The sequence below is a fragment of the Streptomyces atriruber genome (genome assembly GCF_001418325.1).
GTDB lineage: Bacteria > Actinomycetota > Actinomycetes > Streptomycetales > Streptomycetaceae > Streptomyces > Streptomyces atriruber.
The window spans coordinates 1-16,506 of sequence record NZ_LIPN01000113.1; the positions used below are offsets into that span (position 1 = coordinate 1).

Genomic DNA, 16,506 nt, shown 5'->3' on the forward strand with positions numbered 1-16,506 from the left:
GGAAGTAGGGGCAGGGCGCGGCCGGGAAATCGGGTGCGCGGGGGCGGTCCGCGGCGTTAGCCTCGGGGGATGTCTACGCCTCGCATTTCCTAGCCAGGACACACGCCTTCACGTCACCCGTGTGTCCACTCGCCAGTGCGGAGCGTTACCCCATGATCACCCTTCGAGGTGTCGACGTGCGCGTCGGTGCCCGCCTTCTGCTGTCCGGAGTCTCCTTCCACATCGCCCCCGGCGACCGCGTCGGCCTGGTCGGGCGCAACGGCGCGGGCAAGACCAGTCTCATGAAGATCCTCGCGGGCCGGGACGTCCCGGCCGACGGCGACGTCAGCCGGACGGGCTCCGTCGGGTATCTCGCCCAGGATCCCGGCGCCGCCGATCCCGCCGTCACCGTCACCGATCGCATCCTGTCCGCGCGCGGGCTGGACGAGGCCGTCGCCGCGTTGCGTACCGCCGAGGGCGCCATGGCGGACGCCGTGGGAACGGCCGCGCAGGAGCGGGCCATGGCCGCCTATGCCCGCGCGGAGGACCGGTTCCAGGCGAGCGGCGGGTATGCCGCGGAGGCGGAGGCCGCCCGTGTCGCCGCCGGGCTCGGGCTGCCCGAGCGGGTGATGGACCGGCCCGTCGGTGAGCTGTCGGGCGGCCAGCGACGTCGCGTCGAGCTCGCGCGGATCCTGTTCGCGCGGCACGACACCGTGCTCCTCGACGAGCCGACCAACCACCTGGACGCCGACTCCGTGGCCTGGCTGCGCGCCTACCTGGCCGGGTATCCGGGTGGCGTCGTGCTGATCAGCCATGATGTCGGGCTGCTTGCCGACACGGTCAACCGTGTCCTGCACGTCGATGCGCCGCGTGCCGCCATCGACGTCCACAACACCGGCTGGCAGGCCTACCGCGCCCAGCGCGCCGCCGACGAGCGGCGGCGTACCCGTGAGCGCGCCAACGCCGAGCGCAAGGCCGCCTCGCTGCGCGCCCAGGCCGACAAGATGCGCTCCCACGTCGCCACCGCCACCGCCGCGAAGAACATGGACCGGCGTGCCGAGCGCATGCTCGCCGGGACGGAGCCGGTGCGGCGGGGCGAGAAGGTGGCGCGGATCCGGCTGCCCGAGCCCGTGCCGTGCGGCCGCATGCCGCTCGGCGCGGTCCGGCTGACCAAGGCGTACGGATCCCATCGCGTGCTCGACGGTGTCGATCTGGCCGTCGACCGGGGGAGCCGGCTCGTCGTCCTCGGACTCAACGGGGCCGGGAAGACGACGCTGCTGCGGCTGCTCGCCGGGCGTGAACTCCCCGATGGGGGACGGGTGGTCGCCGGGAGCGGGTTGCGGCTCGGGTACTTCGCGCAGGAGCACGACACCCTGGACGGTGCGCGGACCGTCCGGGAGAACCTCGCGGCTGCCGCCCCGCACCTGACCGACGGCGAGGTGCGGCGCGTGCTCGGGTCGTTCCTGTTCGGCGGCGACGACGCGGACAAGCCCGCCTCGGTCCTCTCGGGCGGCGAGAAGACGCGGCTCGCCCTGGCCGGGCTCGTCCACTCCGGTGCGAACGTCCTGCTCCTCGACGAGCCCACCAACAACCTCGATCCGGCGTCCAGGGGTGAGGTCCTGGGCGCTGTGGGGACGTATCCCGGAGCCATCGTGATGGTCACGCACGACGAGGGCGCCATCGATGCCCTGCGGCCGGACCGGGTGCTGCTGCTCCCGGACGGGGAGGAGGATCTGTGGAGCTCCGGCTATCGGGAGCTCGTCGCGCTCGCCTGACGGGCGGGGCGGTCGAGCCGGTAACGCTGTTGTCGGAGTGTCTACTTGGGCGTGCGGGACGTACGCGGTCGGCCGCTGTGATTCGATGCTGCGATGAGACGAGACCGGGCCGCCGACGCGGCAGACGGCCACCCCGTCCTGCGCTTGCGGGAACGTTCCGGCCAGCGTGACCTCGAGGCCTGCGTCGGTGTGCTCGCCGCCGTCCACAAATCCGACGGCTATCCGGTCAACTGGCCGTCGGAGCCCGGCGGCTGGCTGGAAGGCGACGACGCCTTCGGGGCCTGGGTGGCCGAGCTCGACGGGCGGGTCGTCGGGCACGTGGGGCTGTCCCGGCCCGGGGCCGGGGACGAGGCGCCCGCGCTCTGGGGCGAGCGGGCGGGGGCCGATGGAGCCGACGCGACGGCGGTGGTGAGCCGCCTCTTCGTCGCGCCGGACGCCCGCGGCCATGGGATCGGTGCCCTGCTGATGGGGCGGGCCGTGCGGGAGGCGCGGGCGCGCGGACTGCATCCGGTGCTGGACGTGGTGTCCACCGACAGCTCGGCGGCCGCGCTCTACGAACGCATGGGGTGGCAGTTGCTGGCCGTCGTCGAGCAGGAGTGGGAGCCGGGGCAGCGGGTCGCCCTGCACTGTTACGCCGCCCCTGCCGAGTAGCAGATCGACGGCACGTCGGTGGTCACGTCAACTCCCGGCGGGTTCTTGCGCCCTGGGTGCGCAGCCAGGCCGCGACGTCATCGGCTCCGGCCTCGACGGCGATGTCCAGCGGCGTCATGTCGTCGTACCCGATCCAGTCGAGGTCGGCGCCGCGCTCCAGGAGGAGGCGGGCGGTCGCCCGCTGTCCGCCGTGGCACGCGCCCCAGAAGGCGCTGGTGATGTCGGCGGCGTCCGGCGCGTCCGTCCCCGCCGCGCCGCCCTCGACCAGCGACGCGACCCGGTCCAGGAGCCCCAGCGTCGCCGCGTCCTGCAAGGTCGTCCGCGCACCGTGTGCGAGGAGCCGCCGGGCCGCCCGCCACTGCCCGAAGCCGCGCGCGTCCGCCAGGGGTGTGCCGCCCCCGATGACCGCCCCGGTCGCCTCGATGTCCGCACCGGCCGCGATCAGCGCGTCCAGCGCCGCGACGTCGTCGTTGCTCGCGGCCCAGTGCAGCGGAGTCTCGTGGTGCGCGCCGACGAAGCGGGCGTCGGGGTCGGCGCCGGCCGCGACCAGGACCGCGATGACCTCGGGCCCGGCGGGGAAGTGGCCGGGCCAGTCCGTGGCGATGTGGAGCAGGCTGCGCGTCCCCGCCGCCTCGCCCCGTCGCTCGATGCCCGCGGCGGCGAGCCCGGGGTGCGCGTCGAGCAGCTTGCGCAGCGCCGGGACGTCACCGGTCCGGATCGCTCCGGTCACCGCGACGGCCAGTGGGTCGCCCGCGTCGAGAACCGTCATGCCCGACCTCCTGATCGACTCCGTCCGATTCTGTCAGCGGCCACTGACACGGCGGGCCGTGGTGTGCCGCGCCCGCCCGTCCGTGCAGGACGACGGCGAGGATCATCGCCACGGCCACGGCGACCAGGTGCTCGCGGCCCGCGAGGTTCGGCTCGGCGATCGACCCGGCCACCGTCGGGACGACCGCGGCGAGGAAGAGCAGCGGCGCCCGCAGGGCCACGGCCGTGTAGGCGAAGAGGCCGACGATCGCCGCCGAGGCCCCCGTGTCCACCGTGTGCGCGGCCTCCGCGGGGAGACCGAGGCGGTCGGGGCCGAGCGCGATCATGACGCGTGCCCCGAGGGTTCCGGCGAGCGTGACGGCGTACGCCACCACCAACGTGCGTACGCGTCCGAAGGCGAGCTCGGCGAGTGCGAACGCCAGGAACAGGCGGGGCAGGCCGCCCCAGGCCGGGAGGTCCACGGCGGGCACGAACACCGAGACGGGCGTGCGCAGCAGGGACAGCCAGAGGGGCTGGTCGGCCCGCACCTCACTGATCACCCGCACCACGCCCGCACCGGCGGCCGTCTGCTGGAACTCGTGCAGGCCGATCACGGCGACGGTGGCGAGGACGGCCAGCGAGACCCCCAGGGGACCGCGCTCCCAGAGCTTGCGGCACGGGCCCGCGACCACGTTCCGCCACTCATGGAGCACGGCATTCCGGCACCACCTGGCCGGGCGCGACACCAGTGACCCCAGTGACACCAGCTGTCCATCCTTCTTCTGCTTCTTCGCCCGGACGGGCGAATGCGGAGGATACGTGACAGGTGGGGGCGGTGCGGCGGAGGAGATCCGGTCCATGGGATCCGGTCCATGGGATCCCGTCCATGGGGATCCGGTCTATTCGTCGGGTCCGGGGCGCTTCGGGCCGTCGTCCCGCCGTCGGCGCGGCCGGTGCGCCATCAAGTCCCTTGTTCCGCGGGCCTCGTCCGTGCCCACGATCGGGAGCGGGTGCGTGCCTCGTGGCGCGTCCGAGGGGAACCGGAGCAGCCTCGCGGACGGCGGCTCCACGTCCACGTGGCCCGCCGGTGTGCCGGGCCCGGGACCCGGGTCGGGATCGGCGTCGGACGTGCGGGCGTGCTCCGTGGCGCGGGCGTGTTCCGCCCAGCCCTCGCGGAACCAGCGCAGTTGGGTCTGCTGCGCCTCCTCCTCGGTGAGGATCCGGACGCCGTCGATGCCCGCTTCCTGGATCTTCGAGCCGAGTTCGATCAGCAGCCCGCCGACGAGGTGGGCCAGCTCTTCCGACGCCCTCGTCCCGCTCTCGACGTCATGGCGTCCCGCGCCGCGACGCCGTGCGCCTCCGGACGGTCCCTCCGCTTCGTCAGTCGGCATGTTCGCACTCCCTCTGTGCCCCCGGGCTGCGTAAGTCGGCCCCCAGCTGTTCGACTACTCGACCTGCGGCAGGAACGCCTTCGTGACCCTCACGAAGACCGCCTGCAGTTCTGGGGGCACCCCCATTCTCCGGGCCGCTTCCTCGGGGCTCAGCAGTCGGGGGGCATCGGTCTCCCCGCCTCGCCCCGCCGCGATCGGCAGGTCGTTCTCGGACAGTCGGCCGGAGCGGATCAGCATGTCCCGCAGCGGGACGCCGAGCACCGCGGCGAGACGCCGCATCGTCTCCAGATCGGGCATGCTCTGCCGCTGGATGAGGCGGCTGACGGCGGCCCGGTGCACGCCCGCGTCATCGGCGAGCTTCGACTTGCCGCCGCCGCGCGGGCTGTCGATGTCGTAGCCGCGCTCGCGCATCACGCCCTCGATCCACTCGGCGAACTCCTCCAGTTCGTCCGCTCGGTTTCGGCCACCCTCCCGGACCTGCTCGTGGTCGCTCCCGGGTCGGTACCCCTGTTCGCTGCGGGCGCTGGCCCGCGGGCTGGACACCATGTCGTCGTTCTCCCCTCGTCGCAGAGCGAGGGTACCGATCGTGCGCGCACCGAAATATGTGCGCGCTCGCACGTTGTTGTGAAGATCCCGCGCAGGCGGGCGCCCGAGCGCCCGACAGGCCTGTCGCGGCGGTTGTTTCCAGCCACCCCTTACGTCCCTTCCGACCTCACGCCTCTCTGTTTTTAGTTGCGCATGCGCACGCAGCGTGGAACTCTGATCACGCATCGACGTGTTCGAACTTATGTTCGCATACCTGCGGAGGGGTTGCGCATGCTCAATCGGACAGTTCTGCTCGCACCTGCTCTGAACAGTGCGTTCACTGGCACACAAGTCTCCGGGCCCCGTCCGGACGAAGCTCTCGACTGGCGTAGGAACGCCGCCTGCGCGGATCTCCCCCAGCAGTACGTCTTCACTCGGACCCCCGCCGAGGCGGCGCCGGTATTGCGCGCCTGCAATCAGTGTCCGATCCGGCGCGAGTGCGAAGCCATCGTCGATCCCTCGCACACCTGGTTCGACGGGGTCAGCGGAGGACGCCTCTGGCGCAACGGCCGTGAGGTCAAGCCGCGCAAGTCGGCCAAGGGGAGGTCGTGATGAGCGGTGCGGTCGAGCGTGCGGCCCTGTGGATCGATTCGCTGCGGCGCCGGTACCCCTTGCTCCTGGAGGAGCTGGCGCCCGGCACGGGACGGACGTTCCGCGAGGTGCGGGGCGGCGGCCCGGCCGCCGCCGCCCGCGCGCCCGTACGCCTCTACGTCTCCGACGCCCTGCGCGACATCGGCGACGGCGTGGTCGAGCTGGAGGAGGCCGTACGGGACCGGCTCGGCCTGCGCCGCATCTCCGCCGCCCCCGTGCCCGTCCGCCTCGGCCGCCTCGCCGAACTCCTCGACGCACTGCGGGAGATGCCCGATCTCGCGGCCCACGTCGAGGAGGAGACCCGCCGGATGGCGCACCGCTGCGCCCGCGCCCTCGGGGACCCCGAGCAGCTGGTGCGGCTTCCGGGGCGCTGCCCGGCCTGCGACTCGGTCTCGCTGCGGGCGTTTCCCGAACGAGGGGTCGCGATGTGCGTGAACCCGCCCTGTCGGCACGTACTCGACGAGGAGGCGGCGTGAACACAGCCATGAAGACACTCATGAACACACCGCTGATCTCGGGAGACCTCGCCGCCACCGAGGCCGACGTCTCGCCCGCGACCATCCGCAAGTGGGTGCAGCTCGGCCATCTGAAGGCCGCGGGGCGGCAGGGGCGGCGCTCGATGTACCGGCTGGAGGACGTGTTCGCGGCCGAGCGGCTGGTACGAGGGGCGCGCACGTAGTCGTACGGCGGTCGTACGGCGCCCGTACGTCGCTCGTACGGAGAAGGGCCCCGCACCGGGTGGTGCGGGGCCCTTCGCGTGTTCCCGTACGCCTCAACAGAGGCTGTTCCGCACTCAGTTGCGGGATCCGGGGCCCTGGATCACACTTGAAGCAGCGGCAGAGCTGCGCCCCGCACCGGGGCGGCGGACCTGCCGCTTCGTGTTGCCCTCACTCATGTCCCTTCTGACTGACAGGGAGTGTCCATGTGTCCATCCTGACCTTTCCCGACGCGGAACGGCTCGTCGTCGACTTCCTCAAGAACCGTGCGGAGCTCGCCGGTTCGGTCGTCGACAACAGGCCGCCCGCCGGGTTCGACGGCACCCAGAAGGCCGTCCTCGTCTCCCGCGTCGGCGGCGCGTGGGTCGACGACCGGCATCTCGACCAGCCGCTGCTCGACCTCGAGGTCTACGGCCCGGACAAGTCCACCGCGCACGGCATCTCCCTCGCCGCCCGTGCCTGTGTGCTCGAACTGGCCGGCACCTCGTACGGCGGGGCCGTCGTCACCGACGTCGCCGAGGCGGACGGGCCGCGCTGGCTGCCCGACTACAACCGGCCGGCGGGCAACCGGTACCTGTCGACGGTGCGGATCTCGATCCGCCCCGAGTGAGCACCTCGTGCCTCCCCGCACGCCGCACCAGAACCACAGGCCCTGCCGACCCGGCGGGGCCTTCGTCGTATCAGCCGTACCGACCGAGATCTGAGGAGTACGCATGGCAGGCAACAACGGCAAGGAAATCCGCGTCGCCGGTACCGGACGCGTTCTGATCGCGCCCGTCGACACCGAGGCCCCGGCCACCATCGGCACCGAGTGGGACAAGGCGAAGTGGACCGACCTCGGTTACACCACGACCGACGGCATCAAGTTCAACAAGAAGGACAAGATCGACCCGGTCGACACCTGGCAGTCGGTGAGCCCGGCGCGGTTCATCTACTCCGACCGTGACCTCACGGTGAAGTTCCAGCTGCTGCAGCTGAACAAGGCGACCCTGGCCTTCTTCATGGGCGGCGGCGCGGTGAAGGCGGCGGCCACCCCGCCGGCGGGGCTCGACGCCCAGGTGGACCCCGAGCTGAAGGAGTTCACGTACGACCTCGCCAACTCCCCGGTGGCGGACGAGCGGGCGCTGGGCATCGAGTTCACCGACGGCGCGTCGATCTACCGGTTCGTCGTGCCGCGCGGACAGGTCACCGAGACCGAGGAGATCGGTCTGACCCGGACCGGTGCGGTGAAGCTGGGCGTGACGTTCACGGCGCTCGCCAAGAGCGACAGCGCGCCGCTGGCCAGCTTCCGCATCAAGGAACTGGCCACGTCCTACTCGTAAGCCCTACTGATTGATTGCGCGAAATCACCGGTTGCGCTTGCGCGTGACCTCATAGGATCCCAGCGACGCCCGGCCCGTGCCCCCAGCACGGCCGGGCGTCGCCTTGCCGAAGGAGAGACCCGTGTCCGGCTTCAACGTCAATGCCGCCCGCGCCCAGCGCCTCGAAGCGCTCGGCCGCGCGTGGACCTTCGAGCTCGACTCCGACAGCTTCGAGCTGCCGACCGAGCTGACCCGCGCCACCGCGCGCAAACTGCGCGACCTCGACGACAACGATGTGGACGGGCTGCTCGAACTCCTCCTCGGGGAAGCGCAGTTCGCCCGCTTCGAGCGGCACGAGGTCACGATGCAGGACATCGCGGCGATCCTGGAGGCGTACGGCAAGGAGACCGGGCTCGGCCTGGGGGAAGGCTGAGCCTCGGCGTGTTCGTCGACGAACACGCCGAGGCTCTGGAGGCCGACCTGCTCCGCTTCTACGGCCTCGACCTCCTGGACTGGCACCGCGGCCGCCTCTCCTCCCGCCGCCTCGCGGTCCTGATCCGTCACTTGCCGCGGGACGGGGCGGTGGCGCGGGAGACCGAGGGTGAGGCGGCGGACTGGTCGGTCGGGGATTACCTGCTCGCCCACGCGGTGGACCAACTGGCCCAGGCGAACTGGATGTTCGCCACGGTCAACCAGGACGAGGACGCGGATCCGCTGGACCCGCCGACGCCGTTGGCGCGGCCGGGTGCGGACTCTCTCCTGGACGCCGGGGACGAACAACCCCCTGCCCCTGTCGACCTGAACCCGACGGCCGTCCAGCTGGCCGCCTTCTTCTCCTGACGGGAAACGGGCGGTCACGCCGTGCGCAGAGTCATCTTCCAGGGCGGCAGTGTGCCCCACCCCGGCTCACCCAGGTGAGCGGCGCCCACGGCGACGAGCCCGGGGCCCGGGATGGTGATGGCTCCGCGGAACGCATCGGTATGTGAAATGAGTTCACGCCCGTTTTCCCACTGAAAGCTGTAGAACCAAACGGCTCCGTGCCCTTCAAAGTCGACCTTCGCTTCGGTCTCGTCCCCGTGGTGGGCGTAGACGCGGGAGTTCGTTCCCGCGTTCTCGGCCTCTATCGCGGGGGCCGTCGACAGTTCGCCGATAAATACGTTCCAACGCTTCGGTTTGTGAACGCCCTTGGTAATGGCGAGCCGGGAGTAATGCGGAGGAATCACGATGTGGGATCTTCCCGCACCCCACCCGGAACCGCCGATGTATTCCCAGCGGACCACGTTCCCCACCGTGCGTTCACCTTCGACGTCGAACGACCTGCCGAGGCGCCTGCCCCATGCCTCCGCGAGCAGGGGACGCCCGGTCAGTGCGGGCGGGACGTCGAATTCCGACTTGCCGCGGCCGGAAAAGAGCCCTGAAGTCGATCCGGACATTTAACAGCCTTTCGGGAGGTAAGCATCATGAGTGATGGTTCTGTAAAGCCACTCAAGGAGAGAGTCGCAGACCTGGAGGGGCAGATCCAGGAGTTCACGACAAAGTTCGAGCACGGCTGGGCCAAGGGGGAGACGGTCGGTGCGGCGGGCACGGCGACGGGCGCCTCCGGCTCCCTCACAGGTGTGTCGGGTGAGGCAACTCTTATTTCTGGCGGCGCGAAGCTGCTGAATTTCGAATGGGACCTGCTCTCCCATCTCGAGAAGAAGCGACTTGAGCGTGAGGGGCAGGATCCCGTCGCACTCAAGCGCGCTGGTGCCGAGGCAAAGCAGAAAGCCGACGAGGCATCGACCAAAGCTGACCGTGCGGACCAGCGCATCACCGAACTCTCCCGCGAACTCAACCGCAAGATCAACCGCAAGGCCGACCTCTCCGCGCTCCGGCAGACCAGCAGCCAGCAGAACCGTCAGCTCGAAGGGCTCCGGGACAGTCAAGTCAGGGCGCTGGGCCGGGAGGCGACCCGGGCCGGCGCCAACGTGCAGCAGCTCGAGCGCGAGATCGCCCGGCTCAATTCCCGCTTCTGACGCGGTGAGCGAGGAGTGGAATTCCTGAGGAGTAGGAACTCATGGCACTGAACAAATCCATAGGAACCGCGGCCACCCAACTCGGCCGCATGCGCAGCGCAGCGGGCCAGGCCGCCACCCAGGTAGGCAAGTTGGGGAAGTCCACCGGCTCCGCCGCGGGGTCCGTGAACAAGCTGGGGCGGCCCACCGGGTCCGCCGCCACCGCCGTGGGCAAGCTCGGCAAGTCCACCGGCTCCGCCGCCACCGCCGTGGGCAAGCTGCGTACGTCCGCCAACAGCGGCAGCAGCGCGGTCAAGCAGCTGCACTCCGGGCTCCGTTCCGCCGACGGATCCCTCGGCAAGGCCCGCAAGGGGTCCGACAAGTTCAAGAGTTCGCTGGACAAGCTCCGTGGCGCCGCGAACAAGGCCAAGACCGCCCTGCGTGATGTGAAGCGGCAGGCCGACGCCGTGGACAAGTCCGTCGGCAAGGCGGGCAAGAACGCCGACAAGGGCGGCAAGTCCATGGGCAAGCTGGGGAAGGGGCTCAAGGGGGCGAGCGCCGCGCAGAAGGGGCTCAACCTCGCCATGGCGGGCAGCCCGTTCGGGCTGATCATGACGCTCGCCGCCCCGCTGATCGCCCAGTTCGTGAAGATGGACAAGGTCACCGCCGCCCTGAAGCGCGGCATGAACGCCGCCTGGAAGGGCATCAAGACCGGCACCCGCGCGGCCGTCGACTTCATCAAGCCGCTGGTCAAGGGGTTGGGCAATCTGATCCTGACGCCGATCAAGGGGCTCGCGACCGCCCTGAACGGCGTGTTCGGCGTCCTCGCCGGGATCAAGATCTCCATCCCCGGCTGGGTGCCCAAGTGGGGCGGCAAGTCCTTCGGGTTCCCGCGGCTCCACGTGCCCGTCCCGCACCTCGCCCAGGGCGGCATCGTCCAGGCCCGCAACGGCGGCACGCTCGCGCTCGTCGGCGAGGCGGGCGAGAGCGAGGCCGTCATCCCGCTCTCCAGGCTGGAGCGGATGATCAGCAACGGCGGCGGCAACGCCGTCGCCCTGCGCCGTCTCGCCGAGGCCGTGGAGCGCCTCGCCGCCCGGCCCGTGCACGTCGACGTCGACTCGCAGACCATCGCCCGCGCCGTCTTCGCGGGCCGGCGCGCCCTGGCGCGGCGCTAGCCCCCGCTCTTTCGAGCCACAACAGAACAGGAGGAGTTCATGGCCAGGAACCTGTGGATCGGAGCCCCCGGCCGGCTCCGCGAAATCCGTCAGGCGGCGAAGAGCTGGGACCGCACCGCCGAGCTCAACGTCACCGAGTTCAAGGCGCTCGAAGGGCGCGTCACGACCTTCGCGCCCACCCGCACCGCCCGCCGCCTCAAGCTCTCCTTCGAGTGGCTGGAGCCCGCGGACGCCCAGCACCTCGCGCAGCTCGCCCGCCGCGTGGGCGCCGGACGCGGCCCCCTCGTCGTCCTCGACCCCGCCTCCGTCAACCTGCTCGACCCCTATCAGGCGGCCGGGCAGTCGGACATTCCCGGCGGCTGGGACCACTGGTTCACCATGAACGGCGACATCGCGCTCGCCCGCGGCGCCGACGGCATCACCACCGTCGACTGCCGGGACGCGGCCGCCGCCGTCGGGTGGATCCACGGGGTCTGGTCCGGGTGGCCGGTGCAGCCGGGCATGCGGGTGTCGTGGCTGCTCCCGGCGGGCTGGGACCCGGCCACCGCCACCGCCCAGCTGGACTGGAAGGCCGGGGACGGCAGCTACCTCAGCACCAGCCCCGCCGCCGGGAGCTCCGTCACCGCCACCGCCCCCGCGGGGGCGGCCTTCGTCACGCCCGTCGGACGGCCCGGCGCCGTCGGCCTGTTCGGGCTCGCGGGCGGCTGCCTCACCCTCGAAGAGGAGCCGGTCGCGCACGTCCTCGGCGACGGCTGCCCGGCCATGGTCGTCACCGCGTACACCGACGTCCCGTCGGCCCGCCTCCCGTACCGCAACGTCAGCATCGACCTCGTGGAGGTCCGCGATGCAGCGCTCTGACGAGGCACTCGACCGGGCCCTGAGCGCACCCGAGCGCGTGCCGTCCCACTCCACCCGCCTCGGCGGCAAGGAGGTCGGCCCGCAGGTCCAGTCGTGGAAGGTCGAGCGGGCGTACGCGACGGACCTCCCCGAGGCGATGAGGGCCGTCTCCGGCAGCGCGTCGGCCCAGCTGGAGCTGCTGCTCGGCGGCGCGGAGGGCGTCCCCGCCCCGCGGCTCTACTCGGCGTGGGCGGACCGCCTCACGGGCGACCTCGTACGCCCCGGCCAGTCCGTCGTCCACACGGCGGGCGCCGCCGGCCGCACCGTGCCCGCCTTCCGCGGCACCGTCCGCTCCCGGACCGCGGCCTCCGGCAGCGACACCGTCACCGTGCAGGCCCTGGACGGCGCGGAGCGGCTGCGGGGACCTGCCTCGCTGCCCAGGCCGTACCACGGCTACTACTGGGGGCGCCCGGTCGCCACCGCGACCTGGTGCGTCGACGAACTCCTGCGCCAGGGCGGCATCCACAGCTGTCCGCCGCCGCGCGCCCCGGCGGTCGATCCGACCGACACGAAGCCGTTCACCGCGCTCTACGCCTCGTTGCACGGCGGCTTCAACGCGACGCACGGCCAGCCCGAGGACGTGCCGAGCCCGTCGACGTACGACTGGATCCGTGAGGGCGCGCCCTTCGAGATGGCCCTCATGCCGAAGGCGGCCGGGCTGACCGCCTCCTGGATGCCGCGCTCGCGGTTCGCCCTGCCGGGCAAGGTCTTCCAGGTGGAGTGCTGGGTCAATACGGCGATGGCGCGCGGCAACACGATCGAGATGTCGGCGGTGTTCGACCAGAACGGCACGCGGACCGGGTACATCAAGATCTCCTTCGACATCGCCGCCGGCAAGGTGTACACCACGGCCGGAACCAACGGTGTCGGCGAGCAGACGCTGAACCCCTGGACCATCGACACGCTGGCCTCCCTGCGGGGGGTCTGGCACCTCGGCTTCACGGTGGACACGTCCTCGACCGGCTCGGTCGTCGCGCCGAGCGTGCAGCCCCGCCTCACCCAGCCCGACGGCAGGAACCGGGTGGGTGTGAAGGTCACCTTCGACAAGGAGATCGCCTGGCAGCCGGTCTCGGAGCTGCAGCAGATCGACCTGAAGACCGACATGGCCGTCGAGTGCCTCCAGGTCACCGACCGGGTGTGGACGGACACCGGTTCCTATCCGTGGGAGGAGTGGGAGCAGCGGGGTCAGTGGACCAAGGGTGCCGTCCTCGACACCCCCGAACTGCCGCTCTTCGACATCCCGAAGGTGTCCGGCTCCCAGTGGGACGCGATCACCGAGATCGCGCGGGCCAGCATGTCCACCGCCGAATTCGACGAGCAGGGCGTCTTCCGCTGGCGGGGTCCCTCGCGGTTCGCCAAGGTGCCCGCGGTCCCCGACCTGACCGTCACCACCCGCCGGGACATCTCCTCGCTCACCGTCACCGAGGAGATCGACGCCTGCCGCAACTACTGCGAGCAGCCCTACCAGGACTGGAACGGCATCAAGGCGGTGCCCGGCGAGCCGATCGAGGACACGGTGGTACGGGAGATCAAGCCGAACTCGGCGATCGTCGTGCAGTACGCCATGGCCGAGGACGACACCGAAGTCGGTCCGCCCGTGGTCCTGGACGACACCGTCGTCGGCAAGGGGCACCAGGTGCGCTTCGGCAGCGCCAAGACCGGTGGAGTGTCGGTCAAGGGCGATGTCACGGTGGGCTGTTGGCGGGACGGGCCGACGTACTACGTGCGGTTCGCCAACCACAGTGCGGCCAGCGTGTGGACGGTGACGAAGGATGGCAAGCCCTCCGTGCGGCTCCAGCCGCTCAAGCGCTCGGCCGACCCGAAGCTGCGCACGTACGCGTTGATGAACTCGACCAGCCAGAGGTACTACGGCAAGCAGCAGTACACGGCGCCCTCCGCCGACTGGGTGCAGACGGCCGAGGCCGCTGTCGCCCTCACGAAGGCCATGATCAACGCGGGCCGCTATCCCGTGCCGCTCCTCGGCGACGTCGAGGTCCTGCACGATCCGCGCATCCAGCTCGGCGACGTGGTCAGGGTGGTCGACACCGCGGGAGCCGAACTCGACACGTTCGCCTGGGTGGTGGGCATCCGCACCACGCACGCGGCCGGCAGCGCGCCGGAGCAGACGCTCACGCTGCGCGGGACCGCCTTCAACGGCGTGCCCGCCGACGCCGGGCTCGCCCCCGACGCCCCGGTCGACCCCGCCTACGGACAGCAGCGCACGTACCAGCGGCTCGCCGCGCAGTACGCGACGCTCGGCGCCCTCACGACGCAGGCGATCACCTACCGAACGATCCTGGAGACACCGGGAGCCACGGCATGAACCGGGAGGCCGGCATGAAGGAAGAGGAGCCGCCCGCCGACGGCTACGAGGCTGCCGTCCAGGGCTACGAGCCGCCGCCGGGACCCATCCAGATCGACGATCCCCTCGTGGCGGCGGACGACGAAGGGCCCGACCCGAGCCAGATGCTTCCGCTGCCCCTGGACGGCTGATCCGCGGCCGCCCCACCACTTCCGTCCCATTCCCAGGAGGACTCGCTCCCATGGTCGCACTCACCCCGCTCGGCAGCCTGCCCTACCCGCAGCCCGCCGACAACGCCGACATCCCCGTCCACCTGCAGTCCCTCGCCGAGGCCGTCGACGGCCGCACCGTGCTGCGGTTCGCCGACGCGGCGGCCCGCGACGCGAAGGTGACCGACCCGATACCGGGCATGATCGCCTGGCTCAACAACCCGGGACACCACTACTACTTCACCGCCGCCAAGCAGTGGACCCCGATGGCCCCCGGCCCGATCGCCTGGTTCAGCTCCCTGAGCGGTACGACGGGATCGTCCTCGTACGTGGAGACGCTGACCGGCGCCACCGAGCCCTTCGCCGTCACGTTCATCGCCCCGCCGTCCGGCACCTCGCTCCTGATGGTCGGCGCCCGGGTGAACAACAGCGCGGCGGGCACGGCGTACTTCTCGGCCTCCGTGAAGCAGGGCACCAGGGTGGTCAGCGCCGCCGCCGACACCCGTGCGGCCGTCGTGGGCGGCACGACCTCGACCTCGGCGAGCAGCGTGTTCCCGCTCACCGGGCTCACCCCGGGCGCCGCCCACACGGTGACCGGCGCCTTCCGGACGACCGCCACCTCGACGGCCTTCGCCAACCGCTTCCTCACCATCACCCACATGATCTGAGATCCGACGCACCGAGGAGGCCCCCATGGCCACACCTCTGTCCCCCGACGCCCTCGTCCGCGCCCTGCGCGGCGAGGGCGTCCGCATGAGAGAGCACGGCAACTGGAGGACGCACAACCGCAATCACAAGGGATCCTGGGGACCGGTGCACGGCGTCATGCTGCACCACACCGCCGGCCGCGACAGTCTCGCGCTGTGCCGCCGCGGCACCCCCGACCTGCCGGGCCCGCTCTGCATCGGCCTGATCACCAAGGACGGCACGCTCCACCTCGTCGGATACGGCCGCACCAACCACGCGGGCAACGGCTCGACGGCGGTGCTCGACGCGGTCCGCGCGTCCAAGGTGCTGCCGTCCCGGCCGGGTCCCGACGCCGTGGACGGCAACGCCCGTTTCTACGGCTTCGAGATCGAGAACCTCGGCAACGGCAGCGACCCCTTCCCCGCCGCCCAGCTCGCCACGGTGGAGCGCCTGTCGGCGGCCCTGTGCCGGGCGCACGGCTGGTCGGGGGCGAGCGTCATCGGCCACAAGGAGTGGACCCGGCGCAAGATCGACCCGACCTTCTCGATGCCGGTGATGCGCGGCCGGGTCGCGGCACGCCTCGGCTCCGACGCGCCGGGCGACGACCACACCGCGTACGAAGCGTTCCCCGGTGCCGCGTACTTCGCGATCGGGCGGCGGGCCGGGATGTTCACGGCGGTCGGACGCCGCCTGGTCGAGGAGGGCTGCGGACGGTACGCCGTCGGCCCCGGGCCGGTGTGGAGCGAGGCCGACCGTGCCTCGTACGCCGCCTGGCAGCACAAGCTCGGCTACCGGGGCGCCGACGCGGACGGGATACCGGGGCGGGCCAGCTGGGACCGGCTGCGCGTGCCGCGGTCCTGACGGCGAGTCCCGAGTCCCGGTCCCGAGTCCTGGGAGGACGACCATGACCGATGCCACGCGCAGAGGCCTGCGCACCGCCGTACAGGCGCTGTTCACCCTGATCGCCGCCGTGCCGCTGCTCGCGGCCGCCCCGGGGATCGCCGACATCCCGGTGCTCGCGGGCCTCGTGGGGTTCGCGACGGCACTGAGCCGCCTGATGGCCGTACCGGCCGTGGAGGCGCTGCTGCCCCCGTGGCTGCGGCGGAAGGGGGCGGACGATGGCGGGAGCTGACACGGGGAGCATCCCCCTGGAGTTGGAGCGGCTGCGCCGCTCCGTGGACGTCGGTTTCGCCACCACACGGGGCGATCTCGCCCTCCTGCTCCAGCGCGCCGACCAGACCGACAAGACCCTCTCCGAGCACGAGGACCGCCTCGACGCCCTGGAACGCAGCCGCTGGCCCCTGCCCTCCCTGGCGGCGATCACCTCCTGCACCGCCCTGGCCGTCACCCTGTGGCAGGCGGGGGGCAGGTGAGGCGTTGAACCAAGAGGGCCTCGGCCGCCTCGGCGGCCGGGGCCCTCTTCCGCTGTGGCGGACCGGGACACGCGGCTCCGCTATCACCCCCGGAGGGTGACCACCAGCGCTCCGGCCAGGGGGAAAACTCGAA

General features: G+C 71.6%; 23 protein-coding genes. 18 read left to right on the forward strand and 5 right to left on the reverse strand.

Going from position 1 to position 16,506, the window contains the following annotated elements; genetic code table 11:
- The first annotated feature begins 152 nt into the window (after positions 1-152).
- Positions 153-1,754: an ABC-F family ATP-binding cassette domain-containing protein gene (locus AOK03_RS13345; protein WP_055565448.1), complete on the forward strand. Its 1,602-nt coding sequence runs from the start codon at positions 153-155 to the stop codon at positions 1,752-1,754.
- 93 nt (positions 1,755-1,847) lie between these two features.
- Positions 1,848-2,405 carry a GNAT family N-acetyltransferase gene (locus AOK03_RS13350; protein ID WP_055565449.1) on the forward strand — a complete coding sequence of 186 codons (558 nt, stop codon included), beginning with the start codon at positions 1,848-1,850 and terminating at the stop codon, positions 2,403-2,405.
- Between the two features lie 22 nt (positions 2,406-2,427).
- Here the strand turns inward: AOK03_RS13350 and AOK03_RS13355 are convergent, their stop codons facing one another.
- The 4 genes from AOK03_RS13355 to AOK03_RS13370 form a co-directional block, all read right to left on the reverse strand.
- Positions 2,428-3,174: an ankyrin repeat domain-containing protein gene (locus tag AOK03_RS13355; protein WP_055565450.1), complete on the reverse strand. Its 747-nt coding sequence runs from the start codon at positions 3,172-3,174 to the stop codon at positions 2,428-2,430.
- Entirely contained in the window at positions 3,110-3,844 is a 735-nt protein-coding gene (locus AOK03_RS13360; protein WP_055565451.1) for a hypothetical protein, read from the reverse strand. Before AOK03_RS13360 ends, AOK03_RS13355 begins: the two co-directional genes overlap by 65 nt.
- Positions 3,845-4,051: 207 nt before the next feature.
- The gene (locus AOK03_RS13365; RefSeq protein ID WP_055565452.1) at positions 4,052-4,543 is read right to left on the reverse strand and encodes a hypothetical protein; all 492 of its coding nucleotides are present in this window, start codon (positions 4,541-4,543) and stop codon (positions 4,052-4,054) included.
- A 54-nt stretch (positions 4,544-4,597) separates the two neighbouring features.
- Positions 4,598-4,954: a transcriptional regulator gene (locus AOK03_RS13370; RefSeq protein WP_055565485.1), complete on the reverse strand. Its 357-nt coding sequence runs from the start codon at positions 4,952-4,954 to the stop codon at positions 4,598-4,600.
- A gap of 405 nt (positions 4,955-5,359) precedes the next feature.
- Here AOK03_RS13370 and AOK03_RS40805 point away from each other — a divergent pair, with 405 nt between their 5' ends.
- The 7 genes from AOK03_RS40805 to AOK03_RS13400 all read left to right on the forward strand — a co-directional run bounded on the left by AOK03_RS40805 (position 5,360) and on the right by AOK03_RS13400 (position 8,576).
- Positions 5,360-5,680, forward strand: coding sequence for a WhiB family transcriptional regulator (locus tag AOK03_RS40805; RefSeq protein WP_107097992.1), 321 nt, complete (start codon positions 5,360-5,362; stop codon positions 5,678-5,680).
- Positions 5,680-6,195, forward strand: a complete 516-nt coding sequence (locus AOK03_RS13375) for a hypothetical protein (RefSeq protein WP_055565453.1) — start codon at positions 5,680-5,682, stop codon at positions 6,193-6,195. Before AOK03_RS40805 ends, AOK03_RS13375 begins: the two co-directional genes overlap by 1 nt.
- 20 nt (positions 6,196-6,215) lie before the next feature.
- Positions 6,216-6,398, forward strand: a complete 183-nt coding sequence (locus tag AOK03_RS13380) for a helix-turn-helix domain-containing protein (RefSeq protein ID WP_107097993.1) — start codon at positions 6,216-6,218, stop codon at positions 6,396-6,398.
- A gap of 245 nt (positions 6,399-6,643) precedes the next feature.
- Complete coding sequence (locus AOK03_RS13385) at positions 6,644-7,045, forward strand: hypothetical protein (protein WP_055565454.1); 402 nt, start codon at positions 6,644-6,646, stop codon at positions 7,043-7,045.
- A gap of 103 nt (positions 7,046-7,148) precedes the next feature.
- Entirely contained in the window at positions 7,149-7,757 is a 609-nt protein-coding gene (locus tag AOK03_RS13390) for a phage tail tube protein (protein ID WP_055565455.1), read from the forward strand.
- 121 nt (positions 7,758-7,878) lie between these two features.
- Positions 7,879-8,169, forward strand: a complete 291-nt coding sequence (locus AOK03_RS13395; protein ID WP_055565456.1) for a hypothetical protein — start codon at positions 7,879-7,881, stop codon at positions 8,167-8,169.
- Between the two features lie 8 nt (positions 8,170-8,177).
- Positions 8,178-8,576, forward strand: a complete 399-nt coding sequence (locus AOK03_RS13400) for a hypothetical protein (protein ID WP_244177599.1) — start codon at positions 8,178-8,180, stop codon at positions 8,574-8,576.
- 14 nt (positions 8,577-8,590) lie between these two features.
- Here the strand turns inward: AOK03_RS13400 and AOK03_RS42525 are convergent, their stop codons facing one another.
- Positions 8,591-9,169 carry a hypothetical protein gene (locus AOK03_RS42525; protein WP_157868938.1) on the reverse strand — a complete coding sequence of 193 codons (579 nt, stop codon included), beginning with the start codon at positions 9,167-9,169 and terminating at the stop codon, positions 8,591-8,593.
- Between the two features lie 27 nt (positions 9,170-9,196).
- Here AOK03_RS42525 and AOK03_RS13410 point away from each other — a divergent pair, with 27 nt between their 5' ends.
- From AOK03_RS13410 to AOK03_RS13445, 9 genes are read left to right on the forward strand one after another with little or no spacing between them, the layout of a single operon-like run.
- Complete coding sequence (locus AOK03_RS13410) at positions 9,197-9,751, forward strand: hypothetical protein (RefSeq protein WP_055565458.1); 555 nt, start codon at positions 9,197-9,199, stop codon at positions 9,749-9,751.
- A gap of 41 nt (positions 9,752-9,792) precedes the next feature.
- Entirely contained in the window at positions 9,793-10,905 is a 1,113-nt protein-coding gene (locus AOK03_RS13415; protein WP_055565459.1) for a hypothetical protein, read from the forward strand.
- Between the two features lie 39 nt (positions 10,906-10,944).
- Positions 10,945-11,763 carry a hypothetical protein gene (locus tag AOK03_RS13420; protein WP_055565460.1) on the forward strand — a complete coding sequence of 273 codons (819 nt, stop codon included), beginning with the start codon at positions 10,945-10,947 and terminating at the stop codon, positions 11,761-11,763.
- The gene (locus AOK03_RS13425; protein ID WP_055565461.1) at positions 11,750-14,125 is read left to right on the forward strand and encodes a hypothetical protein; all 2,376 of its coding nucleotides are present in this window, start codon (positions 11,750-11,752) and stop codon (positions 14,123-14,125) included. Before AOK03_RS13420 ends, AOK03_RS13425 begins: the two co-directional genes overlap by 14 nt.
- Positions 14,122-14,295, forward strand: a complete 174-nt coding sequence (locus tag AOK03_RS42530; RefSeq protein WP_157868939.1) for a hypothetical protein — start codon at positions 14,122-14,124, stop codon at positions 14,293-14,295. The genes AOK03_RS13425 and AOK03_RS42530 overlap by 4 nt, the downstream gene beginning before the upstream one ends.
- Positions 14,296-14,345: 50 nt before the next feature.
- Entirely contained in the window at positions 14,346-14,981 is a 636-nt protein-coding gene (locus AOK03_RS13430) for a hypothetical protein (protein WP_055565462.1), read from the forward strand.
- A gap of 25 nt (positions 14,982-15,006) precedes the next feature.
- Positions 15,007-15,861 (forward strand): peptidoglycan-binding protein, encoded by an 855-nt coding sequence (locus AOK03_RS13435; protein WP_055565463.1) that lies wholly within the window; start codon positions 15,007-15,009, stop codon positions 15,859-15,861.
- 43 nt (positions 15,862-15,904) lie between these two features.
- On the forward strand, positions 15,905-16,132 hold the full coding sequence (locus tag AOK03_RS13440) for a hypothetical protein (RefSeq protein WP_055565464.1): 228 nt from the start codon (positions 15,905-15,907) through the stop codon (positions 16,130-16,132).
- Positions 16,119-16,373 (forward strand): hypothetical protein, encoded by a 255-nt coding sequence (locus AOK03_RS13445; protein WP_055565465.1) that lies wholly within the window; start codon positions 16,119-16,121, stop codon positions 16,371-16,373. The genes AOK03_RS13440 and AOK03_RS13445 overlap by 14 nt, the downstream gene beginning before the upstream one ends.
- Positions 16,374-16,506: the final 133 nt, after the last annotated feature.

Excerpts from the sequence above, each read along its gene's own strand:
- AOK03_RS13345 (WP_055565448.1), top strand. The coding sequence starts at position 153 with ATGATCACCCTTCGAGGTGTCGACGTGCGCGTCGGTGCCCGCCTTCTG.
- AOK03_RS13350 (WP_055565449.1), top strand. The coding sequence starts at position 1,848 with ATGAGACGAGACCGGGCCGCCGACGCGGCAGACGGCCACCCCGTCCTG.
- AOK03_RS13355 (WP_055565450.1), bottom strand. The coding sequence starts at position 3,174 with ATGACGGTTCTCGACGCGGGCGACCCACTGGCCGTCGCGGTGACCGGA.
- AOK03_RS13365 (WP_055565452.1), bottom strand. The coding sequence starts at position 4,543 with ATGCCGACTGACGAAGCGGAGGGACCGTCCGGAGGCGCACGGCGTCGC.
- AOK03_RS13370 (WP_055565485.1), bottom strand. The coding sequence starts at position 4,954 with ATGCGCGAGCGCGGCTACGACATCGACAGCCCGCGCGGCGGCGGCAAG.
- AOK03_RS40805 (WP_107097992.1), top strand. The coding sequence starts at position 5,360 with ATGCTCAATCGGACAGTTCTGCTCGCACCTGCTCTGAACAGTGCGTTC.
- AOK03_RS13375 (WP_055565453.1), top strand. The coding sequence starts at position 5,680 with ATGAGCGGTGCGGTCGAGCGTGCGGCCCTGTGGATCGATTCGCTGCGG.
- AOK03_RS13380 (WP_107097993.1), top strand. The coding sequence starts at position 6,216 with ATGAACACACCGCTGATCTCGGGAGACCTCGCCGCCACCGAGGCCGAC.
- AOK03_RS13390 (WP_055565455.1), top strand. The coding sequence starts at position 7,149 with ATGGCAGGCAACAACGGCAAGGAAATCCGCGTCGCCGGTACCGGACGC.
- AOK03_RS42525 (WP_157868938.1), bottom strand. The coding sequence starts at position 9,169 with ATGTCCGGATCGACTTCAGGGCTCTTTTCCGGCCGCGGCAAGTCGGAA.
- AOK03_RS13410 (WP_055565458.1), top strand. The coding sequence starts at position 9,197 with ATGAGTGATGGTTCTGTAAAGCCACTCAAGGAGAGAGTCGCAGACCTG.
- AOK03_RS13415 (WP_055565459.1), top strand. The coding sequence starts at position 9,793 with ATGGCACTGAACAAATCCATAGGAACCGCGGCCACCCAACTCGGCCGC.
- AOK03_RS13420 (WP_055565460.1), top strand. The coding sequence starts at position 10,945 with ATGGCCAGGAACCTGTGGATCGGAGCCCCCGGCCGGCTCCGCGAAATC.
- AOK03_RS13425 (WP_055565461.1), top strand. The coding sequence starts at position 11,750 with ATGCAGCGCTCTGACGAGGCACTCGACCGGGCCCTGAGCGCACCCGAG.
- AOK03_RS42530 (WP_157868939.1), top strand. The coding sequence starts at position 14,122 with ATGAACCGGGAGGCCGGCATGAAGGAAGAGGAGCCGCCCGCCGACGGC.
- AOK03_RS13430 (WP_055565462.1), top strand. The coding sequence starts at position 14,346 with ATGGTCGCACTCACCCCGCTCGGCAGCCTGCCCTACCCGCAGCCCGCC.
- AOK03_RS13435 (WP_055565463.1), top strand. The coding sequence starts at position 15,007 with ATGGCCACACCTCTGTCCCCCGACGCCCTCGTCCGCGCCCTGCGCGGC.
- AOK03_RS13440 (WP_055565464.1), top strand. The coding sequence starts at position 15,905 with ATGACCGATGCCACGCGCAGAGGCCTGCGCACCGCCGTACAGGCGCTG.
- AOK03_RS13445 (WP_055565465.1), top strand. The coding sequence starts at position 16,119 with ATGGCGGGAGCTGACACGGGGAGCATCCCCCTGGAGTTGGAGCGGCTG.